Here is a 15,689-nt window from a genome sequence, read left to right as displayed (position 1 = left end):
AACTCCTGGCAGGTCAGAACAGCTACCAAAAAGGGCAGTTGGGGCGAAGTTCCACGGTCGACCGGGAACTCCGTTGGGGCTCGGCGGACTTCGTAGCGCGACGTTAATCGCGGGGACATATCCCGGCCAAGCCCCGACCAGTGCGCAGCGTGACGATTCCGTCACCGTCCGGAATCCACCGCCCGTCGGCCGGACACGAAAGGCGGACACGAAAGGCGGCGGGCCCGCGTCCGTGGACGCGGGCCCGCCGCCTTGCCGTGCCGCCTGCCGTCAGCGCATGGAACCCGTGCGCAGGAGGGTGCGGATGACGCGCATCGCGACCGAGAGGCTGGACAGCTCGTAGTTGTCCGAACCCCTTATGTCGTCGAGGGTGCTCTTGGCGCGGTTCAGCAGGGTGGCGTTGAGGTCCGCCCAGGCGCCGTAGCGCTCCTCCGGGGTGGCGCCCTCGGGGCCGCAGGCGAGGATGTCGGCGGTCAGCGCCGCGTGCGCCGCGAAGAGGTCCTCGCGGATCGCGGCCCGGGCCATCGACGACCAGCGGTCGGTGCGGGGCAGCTCGATGATGCGGTCGAGCAGGTGGGTGATCTGGAGGCGGTCGGCGAGGTCGTAGTAGAGCTCGGCGACCTCGGCGACGTCCTTGTCGGAGCGGTCCGCGACCTCGCTGATGTCCAGGGTCGGGAAGGTCGAGGAGAGGCCGGCGATCCGGGTGGCCAGCTCCTCCGGCACCCCGGCCGAGGCGAGCTCGTTGTAGACGGCCTCGAACCAGACCAGGTCGTCGCCGCGCAGCGGCTTGGGCAGCGAGCCCCAGACCTGGTCGACCCGGTCGTGGAAGAACTCGATGGTGCCGGCGATGTCGAGCGGCTGGCGGCGGTTGTTGAGCATCCACCGGGTGGCGCGCTCGACCAGGCGCCGCGAGTGCAGCCGCATCTTGGTCTGGACCCGGGCCGTGACCTCGTTGTCCAGGCCCTCGATCTCGGCCCAGATGTCCTCCAGGTCGAACACGGCCCTGGCGGCGGTGTGGGTCCGGGCGATCTCCTCGTAGGTCGCGCCGGTCTCCTCCTTCAGCCGGAAGGCGAAGGTGCAGCCACCGCGGTTGATCGTGTCGTTGACGATCAGGGTGGTGATGATCTCGCGGCGCAGCGCGTGGTTGTCGATCGCGTCGGCGAACCGGGCCCGCAGCGCGCTCGGGAAGTAGTCGTGCAGCGCGGTGTGGAAGTACGGGTCGTCGGGCAGCGGGGTGGCGAGCAGTTCCTCGGCCAGCGTGATCTTGGTGTACGCGAGCAGGACGGACATCTCGGGCTGCGAGAGGCCGCGGCCGTTCTGCTGGCGCTCGCGGATCTGGCGCTCGGTGGGCAGGAACTCCAGGCCCCGGTCGAGCTGGCCGGCCGACTCCAGCCGGTTGATCATCCGGGAGTGGACGTTGACCATGCTGTGCGCCTGGGCGACGGCGTTGGCCAGCACCACGTTCTGCGCGTAGTTGTTGCGCAGCACCAGGTGGCCGACCTCGTCGGTCATCTCGGCGAGCAGGACGTTGCGCTGCTTGACCGTCATGTCGCCGTCGGCGACGACCTGGTTGAGCAGGATCTTGATGTTGACCTCGTGGTCCGAGGTGTCCACGCCGGCCGAGTTGTCGATGGCGTCGGTGTTGATCCAGCCGCCGGTGCTCTCGGGGCCGCCGACCGCGGCGTACTCGATGCGGCCGAGCTGGGTGCAGCCGAGGTTGCCGCCCTCGCCGATGACGCGGGCCCGGACCTGGTCGCCGTTGACGCGGATGGCGTCGTTGGCCTTGTCGCCGACCTCGGCGTTGGTCTCGGTGGAGGCCTTGACGTAGGTGCCGATGCCGCCGTTCCAGAACAGGTCGACCGGCGCCTGGAGGATCGCCTTCATCAGCTCGGCCGGGGTGAGCCGGGTGTCCTGGACGCCGAGGGCGGCCCGGACCTGCGTGCTGAGCTGGATCGACTTGGCGGTGCGCGGGAAGACGCCGCCGCCGGCCGAGATCAGCGACTTGTCGTAGTCGTCCCAGGAGCTGCGGGGCAGCTCGAAGAGCCGGCGCCGCTCGGCGTAGGAGGCGGCGGCGTCCGGGTTCGGGTCGAGGAAGATGTGGCGGTGGTCGAAGGCGGCGACCAGGCGGATGTGCTCGCTGAGCAGCATGCCGTTGCCGAAGACGTCGCCGGACATGTCGCCGATGCCGATGACCTTGAAGTCCTCGGTCTGGGTGTCGACGCCGAGCTCGCGGAAGTTGCGCTTGACCGACTCCCAGGCGCCGCGGGCCGTGATGCCCATGCCCTTGTGGTCGTAGCCGGCCGAGCCGCCGGAGGCGAACGCGTCGCCCAGCCAGAAGCCGTAGGACTCGGCGACGCCGTTGGCGATGTCGGAGAAGGTCGCGGTGCCCTTGTCGGCGGCGACGACGAGGTAGGTGTCGTCCTCGTCGTGGCGGACGACGTCGGCCGGGTGGACGACCTCGCCGGCGACCAGGTTGTCGGTGATGTCGAGCAGCGCGGAGATGAACGTCTTGTACGAGGAGATGCCCTCGGCCAGCCAGGCGTCCCGGTCGACCGACGGGTCCGGCAGCTGCTTGGCGACGAAGCCGCCCTTGGCGCCGACCGGCACGATGACGGTGTTCTTGACCATCTGCGCCTTGACCAGGCCGAGGATCTCGGTGCGGAAGTCCTCGCGCCGGTCGGACCAGCGCAGACCGCCGCGGGCGACCTTGCCGAAGCGCAGGTGCACGCCCTCGACCTGCGGCGAGTACACCCAGATCTCGAACGCGGGACGCGGGGCCGGCAGGTCCGGGATGGCCTTCGGGTCGAACTTCATCGACACGTAGGAGTGCCAGTCACCGGAGCCGTCGTGCTGGAAGAAGTTGGTCCGCAGGGTGGCCGTGATGAGGTGCAGGAAGGAGCGCAGGATGCGGTCCTCGTCCAGCGAGACGACCTCGTCGAGCGCGCCGGACAGCTCCTCCAGGATGCCCTCGGTCAGCTCGGCGGCGCCCTGCTGGTGGCTGGGGCTCAGCCGCGCCTCGAACAGGTTGACCAGCAGCCGGGTGGTGTGGGTGTTGTTGCGGAGCGCGTCCTCCATGTAGTCCTGGGAGAACGTGGAGCCCGCCTGGCGCAGGTACTTGGCGTACGCGCGCAGCACCGTCGCCTGGCGCCAGGTCAGCCCGGCGGTGAGGACCAGCTCGTTGAAGCCGTCGTTCTCGGCCTTGCCGGTCCAGGTGGCGGCGAAGGTCTCCTGGAAGCGCTCGCGGGCCTCGTCGGTGAGCTCGGTGGCCTCGCGCAGCCGCAGGCCGAAGTCGTACACCCACGCGGTGGTGTCGTCGGAGCGGCGCAGCGCGTACGGGTGCTCGTCCAGCACCTCGACGCCCAGGCGCTGGAGCACCGGCAGGACCTCGGTGAGCGAGATCGGGCCGCCGACCCGGTAGACCTTGAAGCGGCGCTCGTCGTCGCCGGCGCCGACCGGCTGGTACAGGTTGAGGCGGAAGTCGCCCTCGCCGTGCAGCGACTCGATCTGCTTGATGTCGGCGACGGCGGTGCGCGGCGGGAAGTCGGCGCGGTAGCCGTCGGGGAAGGCGTTGGCGTACTTGTGGCCGAGCTCGGCGGCCTTCTCCTCGCCCAGTTCGGTGTGCAGCTGGTCGTGGAAGCCGTCCATCCAGAACCGGGCGGCCTCGGCGAGGCGGTTCTCGATCCGCTCGATGTCGGAGTCGGTGAGCTGCGGCAGTTCGGTGCCGGGGGCGACGCGGACCACGAAGTGCAGGCGGGTCAGCACCGACTCGGTGGCGTACACCGTGTAGTCGATGGTCGCGCCGTTCAGCTCTTCCTTGAGGATGTCGGTGAGCAGCAGCCGGATCCGGGTGGTGTAGCGGTCGCGCGGCAGGTAGATGAACGCGGAGAAGTAGCGCCCGTACTCGTCCTGGCGCAGGAAGAGCCGCAGCTTACGGCGCTCCTGGAGGTACAGCACGCTGGTGGCGATGGAGATCAGCTCGGAGGCCGCGGTCTGGAACATCTCGTCCCGCGGGAAGGTCTCCATGATCTGCAGCAGGTCGCGGCCGTCGTGGCTCTCGCTGGAGAAGCCGGAGCCTTCGAGCACCTCCTGCACCTTGCGGCGCACGACCGGGATGCGGGTGACCGACTCGGTGTAGGCGGCGGAGGAGAACAGGCCGAGGAAGCGGCGCTCGCCGATCGGCTCGCCGGCGGCGTTGAACTTCTTGACGCCGACGTAGTCCAGGTAGGACGGGCGGTGCACGGTGGAGCGGCTGTTGGCCTTGGTGAGGACGAGCAGCTTCTTCTCGTGGGCCTTGGCGCGGACCGGCGCGGAGAGGCGGCCGAAGGCCTCGCTGGCCGGGTGGTGGTGGTCGTCGTGGCCGTGCGGGTCGGAGCGCAGGATGCCGAGGCCGGTCCCGGCGACGGCCTTCAGGACCTCCTCGCCCTCGTGCTCGACCAGGTCGTACTCGCGGTAGCCGAGGAAGGTGAAGTGGTCGTCGGCGAGCCAGCGCATCAGCTCCCAGGCTTCGCCGACCTCCTGCTCGGCCAGGCCGGTCGGGGGCTCCTCGGCGAGCTCGTCGGCCAGGCGCAGCGCGCTCTGGCGCATCTTGCTCCAGTCCTCGACGACCTCGCGGACGTCGCCGAGCACCCGGCGCAGGTCGGTCTCGATCGCGCGCAGGTCGTCGCGGTCGGTCTCGCGGTCGATCTCGATGTGCATCCACGACTCGACGGTCGCGTCGGCGGGCCACTCGGTGCCGGCGGCCTGGCTGCGGGAGCAGGCGTCGACGTCCAGGATCTCCAGCAGCTTGCCGGTGATGTCACGGCGGACGACCAGCTGGGGGTGGATCACGACGTGGATGGCGCGGTCCTGGCGGGACAGCTCGTTGGTGACGGAGTCGACCAGGAAGGGCATGTCGTCGGTGACGACCTCGACCACGGTGTGGCCGCAGGACCAGCCGTTCTCCTCGACCGAGGGGGTGTACACCCGCACCTCGGCGGTGCCCTGCGGGCGCTTGAGGCCCAGCCGGTAGTGGGAGGCCGCCGCGCCGTAGACGTCGACCGGGTCGCGGTCGACCAGGTCCTCGGGCGCGGTGTGGAGGTAGTAGTGGTGCAGGTACGCGGTCAGAGCGCCGTTGCTCAGACCTTCCCCCGGCGCCGCTCCCCCCACCTGGCTGTTCTCAGCGGCTGCTGCTGCCTTCTTGAGCAGGTCGGCCTTGGCTGCGTCCAGCTTGGTCTGCATGACTTCTTGGCTCCTGTCGCGCGCCGTTGCGTGACTCGGTGGTGTGTGGGTGTACACCGACGGGTCACTCGCAATCCTGCCGCACCTTCCAACTGAAAAGGCTTCATGGCGCGCATGAAATGCCTTCACAGCGGGTAGGACGATTCGTCCTGCGGAGCCACCCGACGACGCCAGCCAGCCTAACCGGATCAATCGAAGGTGGACAGGGACAGGGAGGCGCAAACCCGCAGGATGATCGGTCCGTCCTGGACACCATGTCCAAACCGGAGCCTTCCGTTCACTCTCAGCCCATGTGCGGGTACCGCAGGTCCGTGGGGGGAACGAAGGTCTCCTTGATCGCGCGGGCCGACGTCCAGCGCAGGAGGTTCTGGGCGGCGCCCGCCTTGTCGTTGGTCCCGGAGGCCCGGCCGCCGCCGAAGGGCTGCTGGCCGACGACCGCGCCGGTCGGCTTGTCGTTGATGTAGAAGTTCCCGGCGGTGAACCGCAGCGCCTCGACCGCCTGGGCGATGGCGTAACGATCCTGCGCGATCACCGAACCGGTCAGGCCGTACGGAGCGCCGGAGTCGACCCGGCGCAGCACGTCCTCCCAGCGGGCGTCCTCGTACACGTGGACGGCCAGGATCGGACCGAAGTACTCCGTCCGGAAGATCTCGTTGCGGTAGTCGGAGGAGACCAGGACGGTCGGCCGGACGAACCAGCCGATCGCGTCGTCGTACTGGCCGCCCGCCGCCAGCTCGATCGTCGGATCGGCCTTGGCCCGCTCGATGGCGTCCCGGTTCTTCTCGAAGGCGCGCCGGTCGATGAGGGCGCCCATGAAGTTGGAGAGGTCGGTGACGTCGCCCACCGTGAGCGCGTCCACCTCGGCCACCAGCTCGTCCTTGATCTTCTGCCAGAGGCTGCGCGGCAGGTAGGCCCGGGAGAGCGCCGAGCACTTCTGGCCCTGGTACTCGAACGCGCCGCGGACCAGCGCCGCCTTCAGGATCGCCGGGTCGGCCGAGCGGTGGGCCAGCAGGAAGTCCTTGCCGCCGGTCTCGCCGACGATCCGCGGGTACGCCCGGTAGCCGCCGATGTTGGCGCCGATGGTCTGCCAGAGCGACTGGAAGGTGGCTGTGGAGCCGGTGAAGTGCAGCCCGGCGAGCGCCGGGTCGGCGAGGGCGACCGCGGACAGCTGGACGCCGTCGCCGGTGACCAGGTTGATCACCCCGGGCGGCAGACCGGCCGCCTCCAGCAGCCGCATCAGGTAGTGCGCGGCCAGGGTCTGGGTCGGCGCGGGCTTCCAGACCACGGTGTTGCCCATCAGCGCGGGGGCGGTCGGCAGGTTGCCGGCGATCGCGGTGAAGTTGAACGGGGTGATCGCGTAGACGAAGCCCTCCAGCGGGCGGTGGTCCACCCGGTTCCAGACGCCCGGCGCGGAGATCGGCTGCTCGGCCAGGATCCGCCGGGCGAACCGGACGTTGAACCGCCAGAAGTCGATCAGCTCGCAGGCGGAGTCGATCTCGGCCTGCTGCGCGGTCTTGGACTGGCCGAGCATGGTGGCCGCGTTGAGGGTCTCCCGCCAGGGCCCGGCCAGCAGGTCGGCGGCCCGCAGGAAGACCGCCGCCCGGTCGTCGAAGGACAGCGACCGCCACTGCCGGCCCGCCGCGAGCGCCGAGTCCACCGCCGCGCGGGCGTCCTCCCGGGTGGCGTTGCCCAGCACCCCCAGCTTGGCGGCGTGGTGGTGCGGCTGGACGACGTCGATCCGCTCACCGCCGCCGAACCTCTGCTCGCCGCCGATGGTCATCGGCAACGGGATCTGCTCGGCCGCCAGCTCGTCCAGCCGCCGGACCAGCCGGTCCCGCTCCGGGCTGCCGGGCGCGTACCCCAGCACCGGCTCGTTGACCGGGAGGGGCACCTCGGTGACTGCGTCGATCGGCATGGCGGCTCCGTCCTGCTGACTGCTCCGGTGGGAGGGCCCGATCCCACCGGACAGGCCCTGGTCCAGCCTGACCAGCGGCCGCACGATCCGCCCGCTCAGACACGCGGACGGCGGACGTGGCGCCCGCCACGCCCACCACCGACGGTCAGCCCCGCCCCAGCCGCCCGGCCAGCTCGACCGCCTCCGCCAGACTGTCCACCACCGGCACCCCGAGCGGCTCCAGCTTCTCCCGGGTGTGTGAGCCGCCGGTGTACAGCACCGCGCGCGCACCCGCGCCCAGCGCCGCCCGGGCGTCGTCCGCGGCGTCGCCGATCAGCACCGTACGGGCCGGGTCCACCCGCTCGCCGAGCGCGGCCAGGTGCCGGGCCAGCTGCTCCGCCTTCTGGCCGCCGGACGGGCCGCTGCGGCCGTCCACCCGCAGGAACCGGCCGGTCAGGCCGAAGGCGTCGACCAGCGGCAGCAGCTTCTCGTGCTCGTACATCGACAGCAGCGACTGGCTGTGCCCGGCTTCCCGCCAGCCGTCCATCAGCTCGTGCACGCCGTCCGTCAGCCCGCAGGCCGGGCTCAGCTCCCGGTAGCGGTCGTGGAAGGCCTCGTCCAGCCGGAGCCACTCCTCCTGGGACGGCATCCGGCCGAGCAGCCGCTCGTAGAACCGGGGGATCGGGATCTCGTACTGCTCGCGGTACTCCCGCATGGTCATCGGCCCGACGCCGATGGTCGCGAACGCGGCGTTGCTCGCGCCGAGCACCGCCTCCATGTCGTGGAAGAGCGTGCCGTTCCAGTCCCAAACGATGTGTGTAGCCACGCGCGAAACGGTAGCCCCGACCACCGACACGCCGGTAGGACGAGGCTCACGCACCCTGCCGCTCCGCTCGGGCGCGGCCGGCCGTTCAGGCCAGCAGCGCGGAGATCTCCTGGGTCGCGAACCAGAGCAGGTCGTGGTCCTCGGCCCCGTCCACGGTGAACTGGGCGTCCTGGTCGCCCGCGTCGGCCGCGGCCACCGCCGCCACCGCCGCCGCGACGTCCTCGACCACCTCGCCGTCGGCGACGTCCGCGTGCACCGCCGCCGCCTTCGCCAGCGGCAGCGGGCCGGCCAGCACCACCCGGCCGAGCGAGGCCTGGTCCTGGTACTCGTCGCCGGGGAACGGCCGGACGGCCGAGTCGGCCACGTCCAGGGCCACCACGACCCGGCGGCGCGGGGCGTCCGGGTCGGCGGCCAGCAGCCGCAGGGAGGACTGCGCGGCCCGGTTCAGCGCCGCGTACTCCAGCTCCTCCAGGTCGTCACTGACGTACCACTCGCGCAGCGCGGGCGTCACGGCGTAGGCCGCGGACTGGTCCAGGGCACCACCCGGGTGCGCCGCCGCCAGGCCGTTCAGGGTGGTGGGCACGTACACGCGCATCGGTGGCACTCTCCGGTTCGTCCAGCGGCACAGCTTCCAGCGCCCCAAGAATAAGCGCCGCCGGGCCGGGCGTGATCACCTCGGCCCGACTCAGCGGGCGGCCCGCAGGGCCTCACCGCACGTGCGCAGGGCGCTCTCCAGCACCGCGTCGCGGCGGGCCGGGTCCATCATGTTCGGGCCCATCACGGCCAGGTCGGCCGGCGTCGGCGCGAGCAGCCGCACCCGTACGCCCTCGGCCCGCAGCAGCACGGCCTCGCGCAGCAGCTGCCGGGTGACGGCCCGGCGGTAGCGGCTGACCAGTTGGGCCAGCACGCCGCGCGGGCGGTCCCGGGCGCGCCACTCGCGCAGCGCGGCGAGGGAGCCCGCGAGCCCGCTGGTGCCGGCGACCCCGCCGGCGTCGGCGCGGTCGGTGCCGTCGGCGCGGTCGGCGCGGTCGGCACGGGGGCTCAGCCGCAGGGCCATCGGGGCGAGCACGTACACCTCGTCCAGGCCGCGGCCGAGCAGCAGGTCGGCGTTGGTGGCGGACCAGCAGCCGCCGTCCACGTACGCCGAGCCGTTCAGTTGCACCGGCGCGAACCAGCCGGGGATCGAGCAGGAGGCCATCACCGCGTCGGCGACCGCGACCGCCGGGGCGTCCGGGTCCCCGAAGACCACCCGGCGGCCGCTGCGGTAGTCCACGGCCGCCACCCGCAGCGCCCCCGCCCCGGCATCGGCGTCGGCCTCGCCGTCGGCGCCCGGCGGCGGCCAGCCGCCCGGGCCGAGCAGGCCGCGCACCAGCTCGCCGACCGGGGCCAGCGAACCGCGGCCGGGCGGCGCCATCGCCGACACCATGGTCAGCAGCGGGTACTCGCGCGGGTGCCGGACGGCGTCCCGCAGCAGGCCGGGCGAGCCGATGCCCGCCCCGGGGCGGGGCGGCAACGCGCCGCCGGCGGCCGTGTCGTAGTCGAAGTCCACCCCGGCCAGCGGGCCGTCGGTGATCGGCAGGCCGCGCTGGTGGTCACGCAGTTGCTCGGTGCGGACCCCGCCGGCCAGCATCGCGCCGAGGATCGAGCCCGCCGAGGTGCCGAGCAGCACGTCCGCGCGGCCCGGCCGCCAGCCGGTGGCCTCCTCGACGGCGCAGAGCGCGCCGACCGTCCAGGCCGCGCCGAGCATCCCGCCGCCGCCCAGCACCAGGCCGCGCCGGGGTCCGTCCCCGGTCGGCGGGGCGGTGCCCGCGGCCGCCGGGGCCGGAACCGCCGCTACCCGTGTCGTCATCGCGACCGCCCGTCGTCGTGGGTGCGGTCGTGGCCGCTCGGCCCGTCCCGCTCCGCGCGGTTCCCGATCAGGCTCCGATGGTGCGCGCCGACGGCCGGGCACCGCAACGGGGGCGGCGATTCGGGCCACCCGGTCCGGCGCATCGAACCGTCCCCTTTCGGACCGTACGGCCCGCCCACGCACGTCAATCGGGCACCGCACGACCGCGCGCCGGGCCCGTCACCGCACTGCCCGATTCACTCGGATAGGTGAACTTGCCGGTCACTCCGGGAGCAGCGGCAAAAGCCCTTGCCGCCCGACGCGGCCCACCGCTAGCAAGGACCCGTCCGCACCCGCACCACCGTGTCGAGGAGCCCGCCGTGACCGCACCGCTCACCGCCCGCCCGCACCGCCGGCCGCGCACGACCGCCGCCCACGACCCGGCCGGGCGCCGCCCGCGCCACCCCCGCGCCGCCTGCACCGGCCCGGCCGGCCACGACCCCCGGGCGCTGGCCTCCCGCTTCGCCCACCAGCTGGTCGAGGTGCTCACCGGCGCCCGGCCCTCCGGCCAGCTGATGCGGCACACCAGCCTGGACGGCTACGGGCAGCTCGCCTCCCTGGTCCGGGCCGGCGCGCTGCGCCGCGGCGGCGCCGCCGACCGGCCCCGGCTGGGCCCGGTGCACGACCGGTCGCCCTCGCCCGACGCGGTCGAGGCCTGCGTCCGGGTCGACCTCGGCCGCCGGCACCACATGGTGGCCTTCCGGCTGGAGCAGCGCGGCCAGGCCGGGCAGTGGCAGTGCACCGCCGTGGAGGCCCGATGACCACGGCCGTCACGACCACGGCCGTCGCAGCGGCCAGGGCGGCCACAGCGGCCCCCACGGCCGCGTGGCGGACGGGAAGGACGGGAAGGACGGGAACGGCACAGGGCGCCGCCCCCGTCCGGGAGCGGCGCCCTGTGCGGCGTCCTGCGGCCTGCTCAGCCCTTGCGGCGGCGGCCCTTGGCCGACTTCGCGGCCTTGCGGCGCTCGGCGCGGGTCAGCCCGTCGCCCTCGTCCTCCGGCGCGAGGTCCTCGAAGTCGCCCTCGATGACACCGCCGCCGACCTCGTCCGAGGGGGCCGTGTAGTGCAGCCGCTGCGGCTTCGGGGCCTCCAGGCCCTTGGCCTTGATCTCCGGGCGGGCGGCGTCCTTCTCCAGCTTGTCGAGCAGCACCTCGGCGTCAGCGACCGGGACCTCCTCGACCTGCTGCTCGACCTGGACCTCCAGGTTGAACAGGTAGCCGACGGACTCCTCCTTGATGCCCTCCATCATCGCGGTGAACATGTCGAAGCCCTCGCGCTGGTACTCGATCAGCGGGTCGCGCTGCGCCATGGCCCGCAGGCCGATGCCCTCCTGGAGGTAGTCCATCTCGTAGAGGTGCTCGCGCCAGCGGCGGTCCAGCACCGACAGCACGACCCGGCGCTCCAGCTCACGCATGATCTCGGCGCCGAGCTGGTCCTCGCGGGCGCCGTACTGCGCCTGGATGTCCTCCTGGACGACCTTGACCAGGAACTCGGAGGTCATCGCGGCGGGGCCGCCGGCCTCCTCCTCCAGCTCCTCCAGGTCCAGGGTGACCGGGTAGAGCTGCTTGAGCGCGGTCCAGAGCTTCTCCAGGTCCCAGTCGTCCTCGAAGCCCTCGCCGGTGGCCGCCTTGACGTAGGCCTCGACGGTGTCGTCCATGAAGTGGCCGACCTGCTCCTGCAGGTCCTCGCCCTCCAGCACGCGGCGGCGCTCGCCGTAGATGACCTCGCGCTGGCGGTTCAGCACCTCGTCGTACTTGAGGACGTTCTTGCGGATCTCGAAGTTCTGCTGCTCGACCTGGGTCTGCGCGGAGGCGATCGCCCGGGTGACCATCTTGGACTCGATCGGCACGTCCTCGGGCACGTTGGCCATCGACAGCACGCGCTCGACCATGCCTGCCTTGAACAGGCGCATCAGGTCGTCGCCCAGCGACAGGTAGAAGCGGGACTCGCCCGGGTCGCCCTGACGGCCGGAGCGGCCGCGCAGCTGGTTGTCGATCCGGCGGGACTCGTGCCGCTCGGTGCCCAGCACGTAGAGGCCGCCGGCCTCCTTGACCTCGTCCTGCTCCGCCTTGACCGAGGCCTTGGCCTTCTCCAGGGCGGCGGGGAACGCGGCCTCGTACTCCTCCGGGGTCTCGGTCGGGGTGAGCCCGCGCTGCGCCAGCTCGGCCGCCGCGAGGTGGTCGGAGTTTCCGCCGAGCATGATGTCGGTACCGCGGCCGGCCATGTTGGTGGCGACGGTCACGGCGCCCTTGCGGCCCGCCTGCGCGACGATCTGCGCCTCGCGCTCGTGGTGCTTGGCGTTCAGCACCTCGTGCGGGATGCCGCGCTTGCGCAGCTCCTGCGACAGGTACTCGGACTTCTCCACCGACACGGTGCCGACCAGCACCGGCTGGCCCTTCTCGTGCTTCTCGGCGATGTCCTCGACCACGGCGGCGAACTTGGCCGGCTCCGACTTGTAGATCAGGTCGGGCTGGTCGATGCGCAGCGGGTTCTTGTTGGTCGGGATCGGCACCACACCGAGCTTGTAGATCTGGTGGAACTCGGCGGCCTCGGTGGTGCCGGTACCGGTCATGCCGGCGAGCTTGTCGTACAGGCGGAAGAAGTTCTGCAGGGTGATGGTGGCCAGCGTCTGGTTCTCGTTCTGGACCTCCACCCCCTCCTTCGCCTCGATCGCCTGGTGCATGCCCTCGTTGTAGCGGCGGCCGGCCAGGATGCGGCCGGTGTGCTCGTCGACGATCATGACCTCGCCGTTCATGACGACGTAGTCCTTGTCCGCCCGGTACAGCTCCTTCGCCTTGATGGCGTTGTTCAGGAAGCCGACCAGCGGGGTGTTCACCGACTCGTAGAGGTTGTCGATGCCGAGGTAGTCCTCGACCCGGGTGACGCCCTCCTCCAGGATGCCGACGGTGCGCTTCTTCTCGTCGACCTCGTAGTCGCGGTCGATCTTCAGGCGCAGCACCAGCTTGGCGAAGTCGGCGTACCACTTGGTCGCCTGGTCGGCCGGGCCGGAGATGATCAGCGGGGTGCGGGCCTCGTCGATGAGGATCGAGTCGACCTCGTCGACGACCGCGAAGTTGTGGCCGCGCTGGACGAGTTCGTCCTTCGACCAGGCCATGTTGTCACGCAGGTAGTCGAAGCCGAACTCGTTGTTCGTGCCGTACGTGATGTCCATCGAGTACTGGTGCTTGCGCTCGGCGGGCGTCATGTTGCCGAGGATCACGCCGACTTCGAGGCCGAGGAAGCGGTGCACCCGGCCCATCCACTCCGAGTCGCGCTCGGCGAGGTAGTCGTTGACGGTGATCAGGTGGACGCCCTTGCCGGTGAGCGCGTTCAGGTACGCGGGCAGGGTGCCGACGAGGGTCTTGCCCTCACCGGTGCGCATCTCCGCGACGTACCCGTGGTGCAGGGCCGCGCCACCCATGAGCTGAACGTCGTAGTGCCGCTGGCCGAGCACCCGCTTGGCGGCCTCGCGCACCGTGGCGAACGCCTCGGGGAGGATGTCGTCCAGGGTCTCGCCGTCCGCGAGCCGCTGCTTGTACTCGTCGGTCAGCGCGCGCAGCTCGGCGTCGGTGAGGTTGACGAAGTCCTCTTCGATGGAGTTGACCTGGGCAGCAATCCGCTGCAGCTTGCGAAGGATCTTGCCTTCGCCGGCGCGCAGGATCTTGTCGAAGACGGACACTTGGGCGGGCTCCTTGCCTGTATTGGCACTGGACGACTGCACGGCGGGTTCACCCCACCGCACGGGCCATCGTATGCGAGGAGTCCAATGCCCCGGGAGGTGCGTCAGCACGGTATTCCCGTGTCACCCGCGCGAGCACTTGATCCGATAGCACCGCCCACCGGGACAAACCGGTCAGCGGATCGAGGGGTCGGCCCGATATTCGGATGCCCGAATTCCTCTTTCCACGGAATAATCCGCCCATGGAAGAGCCCCGCACCGTCACCCTCACCACGGACCGCCTCGTCCTGCGGGCCCCGCGGGAGTCGGACATCGACGCCGTCTTCGCCGCCTGCCAGGACGCCGAGATCCAGCGCTGGACGGTCGTCCCGAGCCCGTACCGGCGCGAGGACGCCGAGTACTTCGTCCGCGACCTCGCCGCGCAGGGCTGGCGCACCGGCGAGAACCGGATCTGGTGCGTGTTCGAGCGCGGCTCCGACGCCCTGGTCGGCACCCAGGGCCTCGTGCTGCGCCCCGGCGACCCGGGCTCCGCCGAGGTCGGCTGGTGGGCGACGAAGGAGTTCCGCGGCCGCGGCTACACGGTCGAGGCCGCCCGCGCGGTCGCCCGCCACGGCCTGGTCGAGCTCGGCCTGCGCCGCCTGGAGTGGCAGGCCTACGTGGGCAACGAGGGCTCCCGCGCGGTGGCCGAGAAGGTCGGCTACCGCTTCGAGGGCACCCTGCGCTCGTACGCCGAGCAGCGCGGCACCTTCCACGACGCCTGGATCGCCTCGCTGCTCGCCTCGGACCTCCCGGACCTCCCGGACCTCCGGCCCTGACCGCTGCCCCGGCGCACCCCGACCCGCTGTCGGTACCCCGGACTACCCTCGCCGACATGACCGCCCTGTCTGCCGCCGGCTCCCCCGCCGGCCCGCCGCCCGCCACCGTCCTGAGCGCCGACGAAGCCCGCCGAATCGCCCTTCGCGCCCAGGGCCTGCTCGGCGCGCCGGACCGCCGGGCCGGGGTGCGCGGGGTGCTGCGGCACCTGGGCGCCGTCCAGCTGGACACCATCTCGGTGCTGGCCCGCTCGCACGAACTGGTGCCGTACGCCCGACTCGGCGCGGTCGGCCGTCCGGCCGTCGAGGCGGCGTACTGGGGCGCGGGCACGAGCTTCGAGTACTGGTCGCACGCGGCCTGCGTCCTGCCGGTCGAGGAGTGGCCGCTGTTCGCGTTCCGGCGCCGCCGCTACCGCGAGCGCGGCCACCTCTGGGGCCACCAGGTGACGCCCGAGACGTACCGGCACGTACTCGACAAGCTGCGCGCCGAGGGCCCGTTGACCTCCACGGAGCTGGGCGGCGCCAAGAAGACCGCCGAGTGGTGGGACTGGTCGGACACCAAGATCGCGGTGGAGCGGGCGCTGGCCTTCGGCGACGTGGTCTGCACCGAGCGCCGGAGCTGGAAGCGCGTCTACGCGGTGGCCGAACAGGCCATCCCCGAGGCGCTGTTCGGGCAGGACCGCACCGACCGGGAGTGCGTGCGCACCCTGGTCGCCCAGGCCGGGGCCGCGCTCGGCGTGGCCACCCGGGCCGACCTGTCGGACTACCACCGGCTGCGCGCCGAGGAGCTGGACCCGGTCCTCGCGGACTGCGGGCTCGTCCCGGTCGCGGTGGCCGGCTGGGGCCCGGGCGGTGCCTCGGCGGCGGCCTGGGCCGACCCGGCCGCACTGGCCACCGCCCCGCGCGGGCGCCACCGCACCACGCTGCTCTCGCCGTTCGACTCGCTGATCTGGGACCGCGCGCGCACCGAGCGGATCTTCGGCATGACGCACCGGCTGGAGGCCTACACGCCCAAGCACAAGCGGGTGCACGGCTACTTCGCGATGCCGCTGCTGGCCGGCGGCCGGCTGGTGGGCCGGGTCGACCCGGCCCGGGAGGGGCGCACCCTGGTGGCCCGTCAGGTCTCGCTGGACGGCGGGCGAGGGCACGGCGCCCGGCACGTCGAGGCGCTGGCGGCGGCCCTGCGCGAGGCGGCCGCCTGGGTGGGCTGCGACGGCGTCCGGGTCGAGGCCCTGCCGGACGAACGGCTGCGCCCGGCCCTCGAAAAACTCCTCGCGAGCTAGGGCGCGTATTCGGTCGTGATCAACGGGTCCGGGTGAGGTCCTTGATCCAGATCATCGCGCCACGGAGGTGGAGGCCTGCGAGGTAGCTGT

At 72.0% G+C, this 15,689-nt stretch carries 9 protein-coding genes; 3 read left to right on the top strand and 6 right to left on the bottom strand.

The window, feature by feature from the left end:
• Positions 1 to 270 precede the first annotated feature (270 nt).
• From ABT015_RS20750 to ABT015_RS20730, 5 genes are all read right to left on the bottom strand, one after another.
• Positions 271 to 5,217, bottom strand: a complete 4,947-nt coding sequence (locus tag ABT015_RS20750; RefSeq protein WP_350881084.1) for an NAD-glutamate dehydrogenase — start codon at positions 5,215 to 5,217, stop codon at positions 271 to 273.
• Between the two features lie 283 nt (positions 5,218 to 5,500).
• Positions 5,501 to 7,126, bottom strand: a complete 1,626-nt coding sequence (gene pruA / locus ABT015_RS20745; protein ID WP_350881255.1) for an L-glutamate gamma-semialdehyde dehydrogenase — start codon at positions 7,124 to 7,126, stop codon at positions 5,501 to 5,503.
• 151 nt (positions 7,127 to 7,277) lie between these two features.
• Complete coding sequence (locus ABT015_RS20740; protein WP_079135844.1) at positions 7,278 to 7,937, bottom strand: HAD family hydrolase; 660 nt, start codon at positions 7,935 to 7,937, stop codon at positions 7,278 to 7,280.
• A gap of 85 nt (positions 7,938 to 8,022) precedes the next feature.
• Positions 8,023 to 8,532: a DUF6912 family protein gene (locus tag ABT015_RS20735; protein WP_350881082.1), complete on the bottom strand. Its 510-nt coding sequence runs from the start codon at positions 8,530 to 8,532 to the stop codon at positions 8,023 to 8,025.
• A gap of 90 nt (positions 8,533 to 8,622) precedes the next feature.
• Positions 8,623 to 9,786 (bottom strand): patatin-like phospholipase family protein, encoded by a 1,164-nt coding sequence (locus tag ABT015_RS20730; RefSeq protein ID WP_350881080.1) that lies wholly within the window; start codon positions 9,784 to 9,786, stop codon positions 8,623 to 8,625.
• A 359-nt stretch (positions 9,787 to 10,145) separates the two neighbouring features.
• Between ABT015_RS20730 and ABT015_RS20725 the strand changes: the two genes are divergently transcribed.
• Positions 10,146 to 10,586, top strand: coding sequence for an Rv3235 family protein (locus ABT015_RS20725; RefSeq protein ID WP_350881078.1), 441 nt, complete (start codon positions 10,146 to 10,148; stop codon positions 10,584 to 10,586).
• 155 nt (positions 10,587 to 10,741) lie between these two features.
• Here the strand turns inward: ABT015_RS20725 and secA are convergent, their stop codons facing one another.
• The gene (secA, locus tag ABT015_RS20720) at positions 10,742 to 13,504 is read right to left on the bottom strand and encodes a preprotein translocase subunit SecA (RefSeq protein WP_350881075.1); all 2,763 of its coding nucleotides are present in this window, start codon (positions 13,502 to 13,504) and stop codon (positions 10,742 to 10,744) included.
• 242 nt (positions 13,505 to 13,746) lie between these two features.
• On the opposite strand from secA, the gene ABT015_RS20715 reads away from it, so the two are divergent.
• Together ABT015_RS20715 and ABT015_RS20710 are read left to right on the top strand one after the other, a co-directional pair.
• Entirely contained in the window at positions 13,747 to 14,319 is a 573-nt protein-coding gene (locus ABT015_RS20715) for a GNAT family N-acetyltransferase (protein ID WP_350881073.1), read from the top strand.
• Positions 14,320 to 14,375: 56 nt separating this feature from the next.
• Positions 14,376 to 15,599, top strand: a complete 1,224-nt coding sequence (locus ABT015_RS20710; RefSeq protein WP_350881071.1) for a winged helix-turn-helix domain-containing protein — start codon at positions 14,376 to 14,378, stop codon at positions 15,597 to 15,599.
• The last annotated feature ends 90 nt before the right edge of the window (positions 15,600 to 15,689 follow it).

It is taken from the genome of Kitasatospora sp. NPDC094016 (genome assembly GCF_040304045.1).
Classification (GTDB): domain Bacteria; phylum Actinomycetota; class Actinomycetes; order Streptomycetales; family Streptomycetaceae; genus Kitasatospora.
Note: the sequence above shows the minus strand (reverse complement) of the source record. Positions and strands in the feature narration are given on the sequence as shown.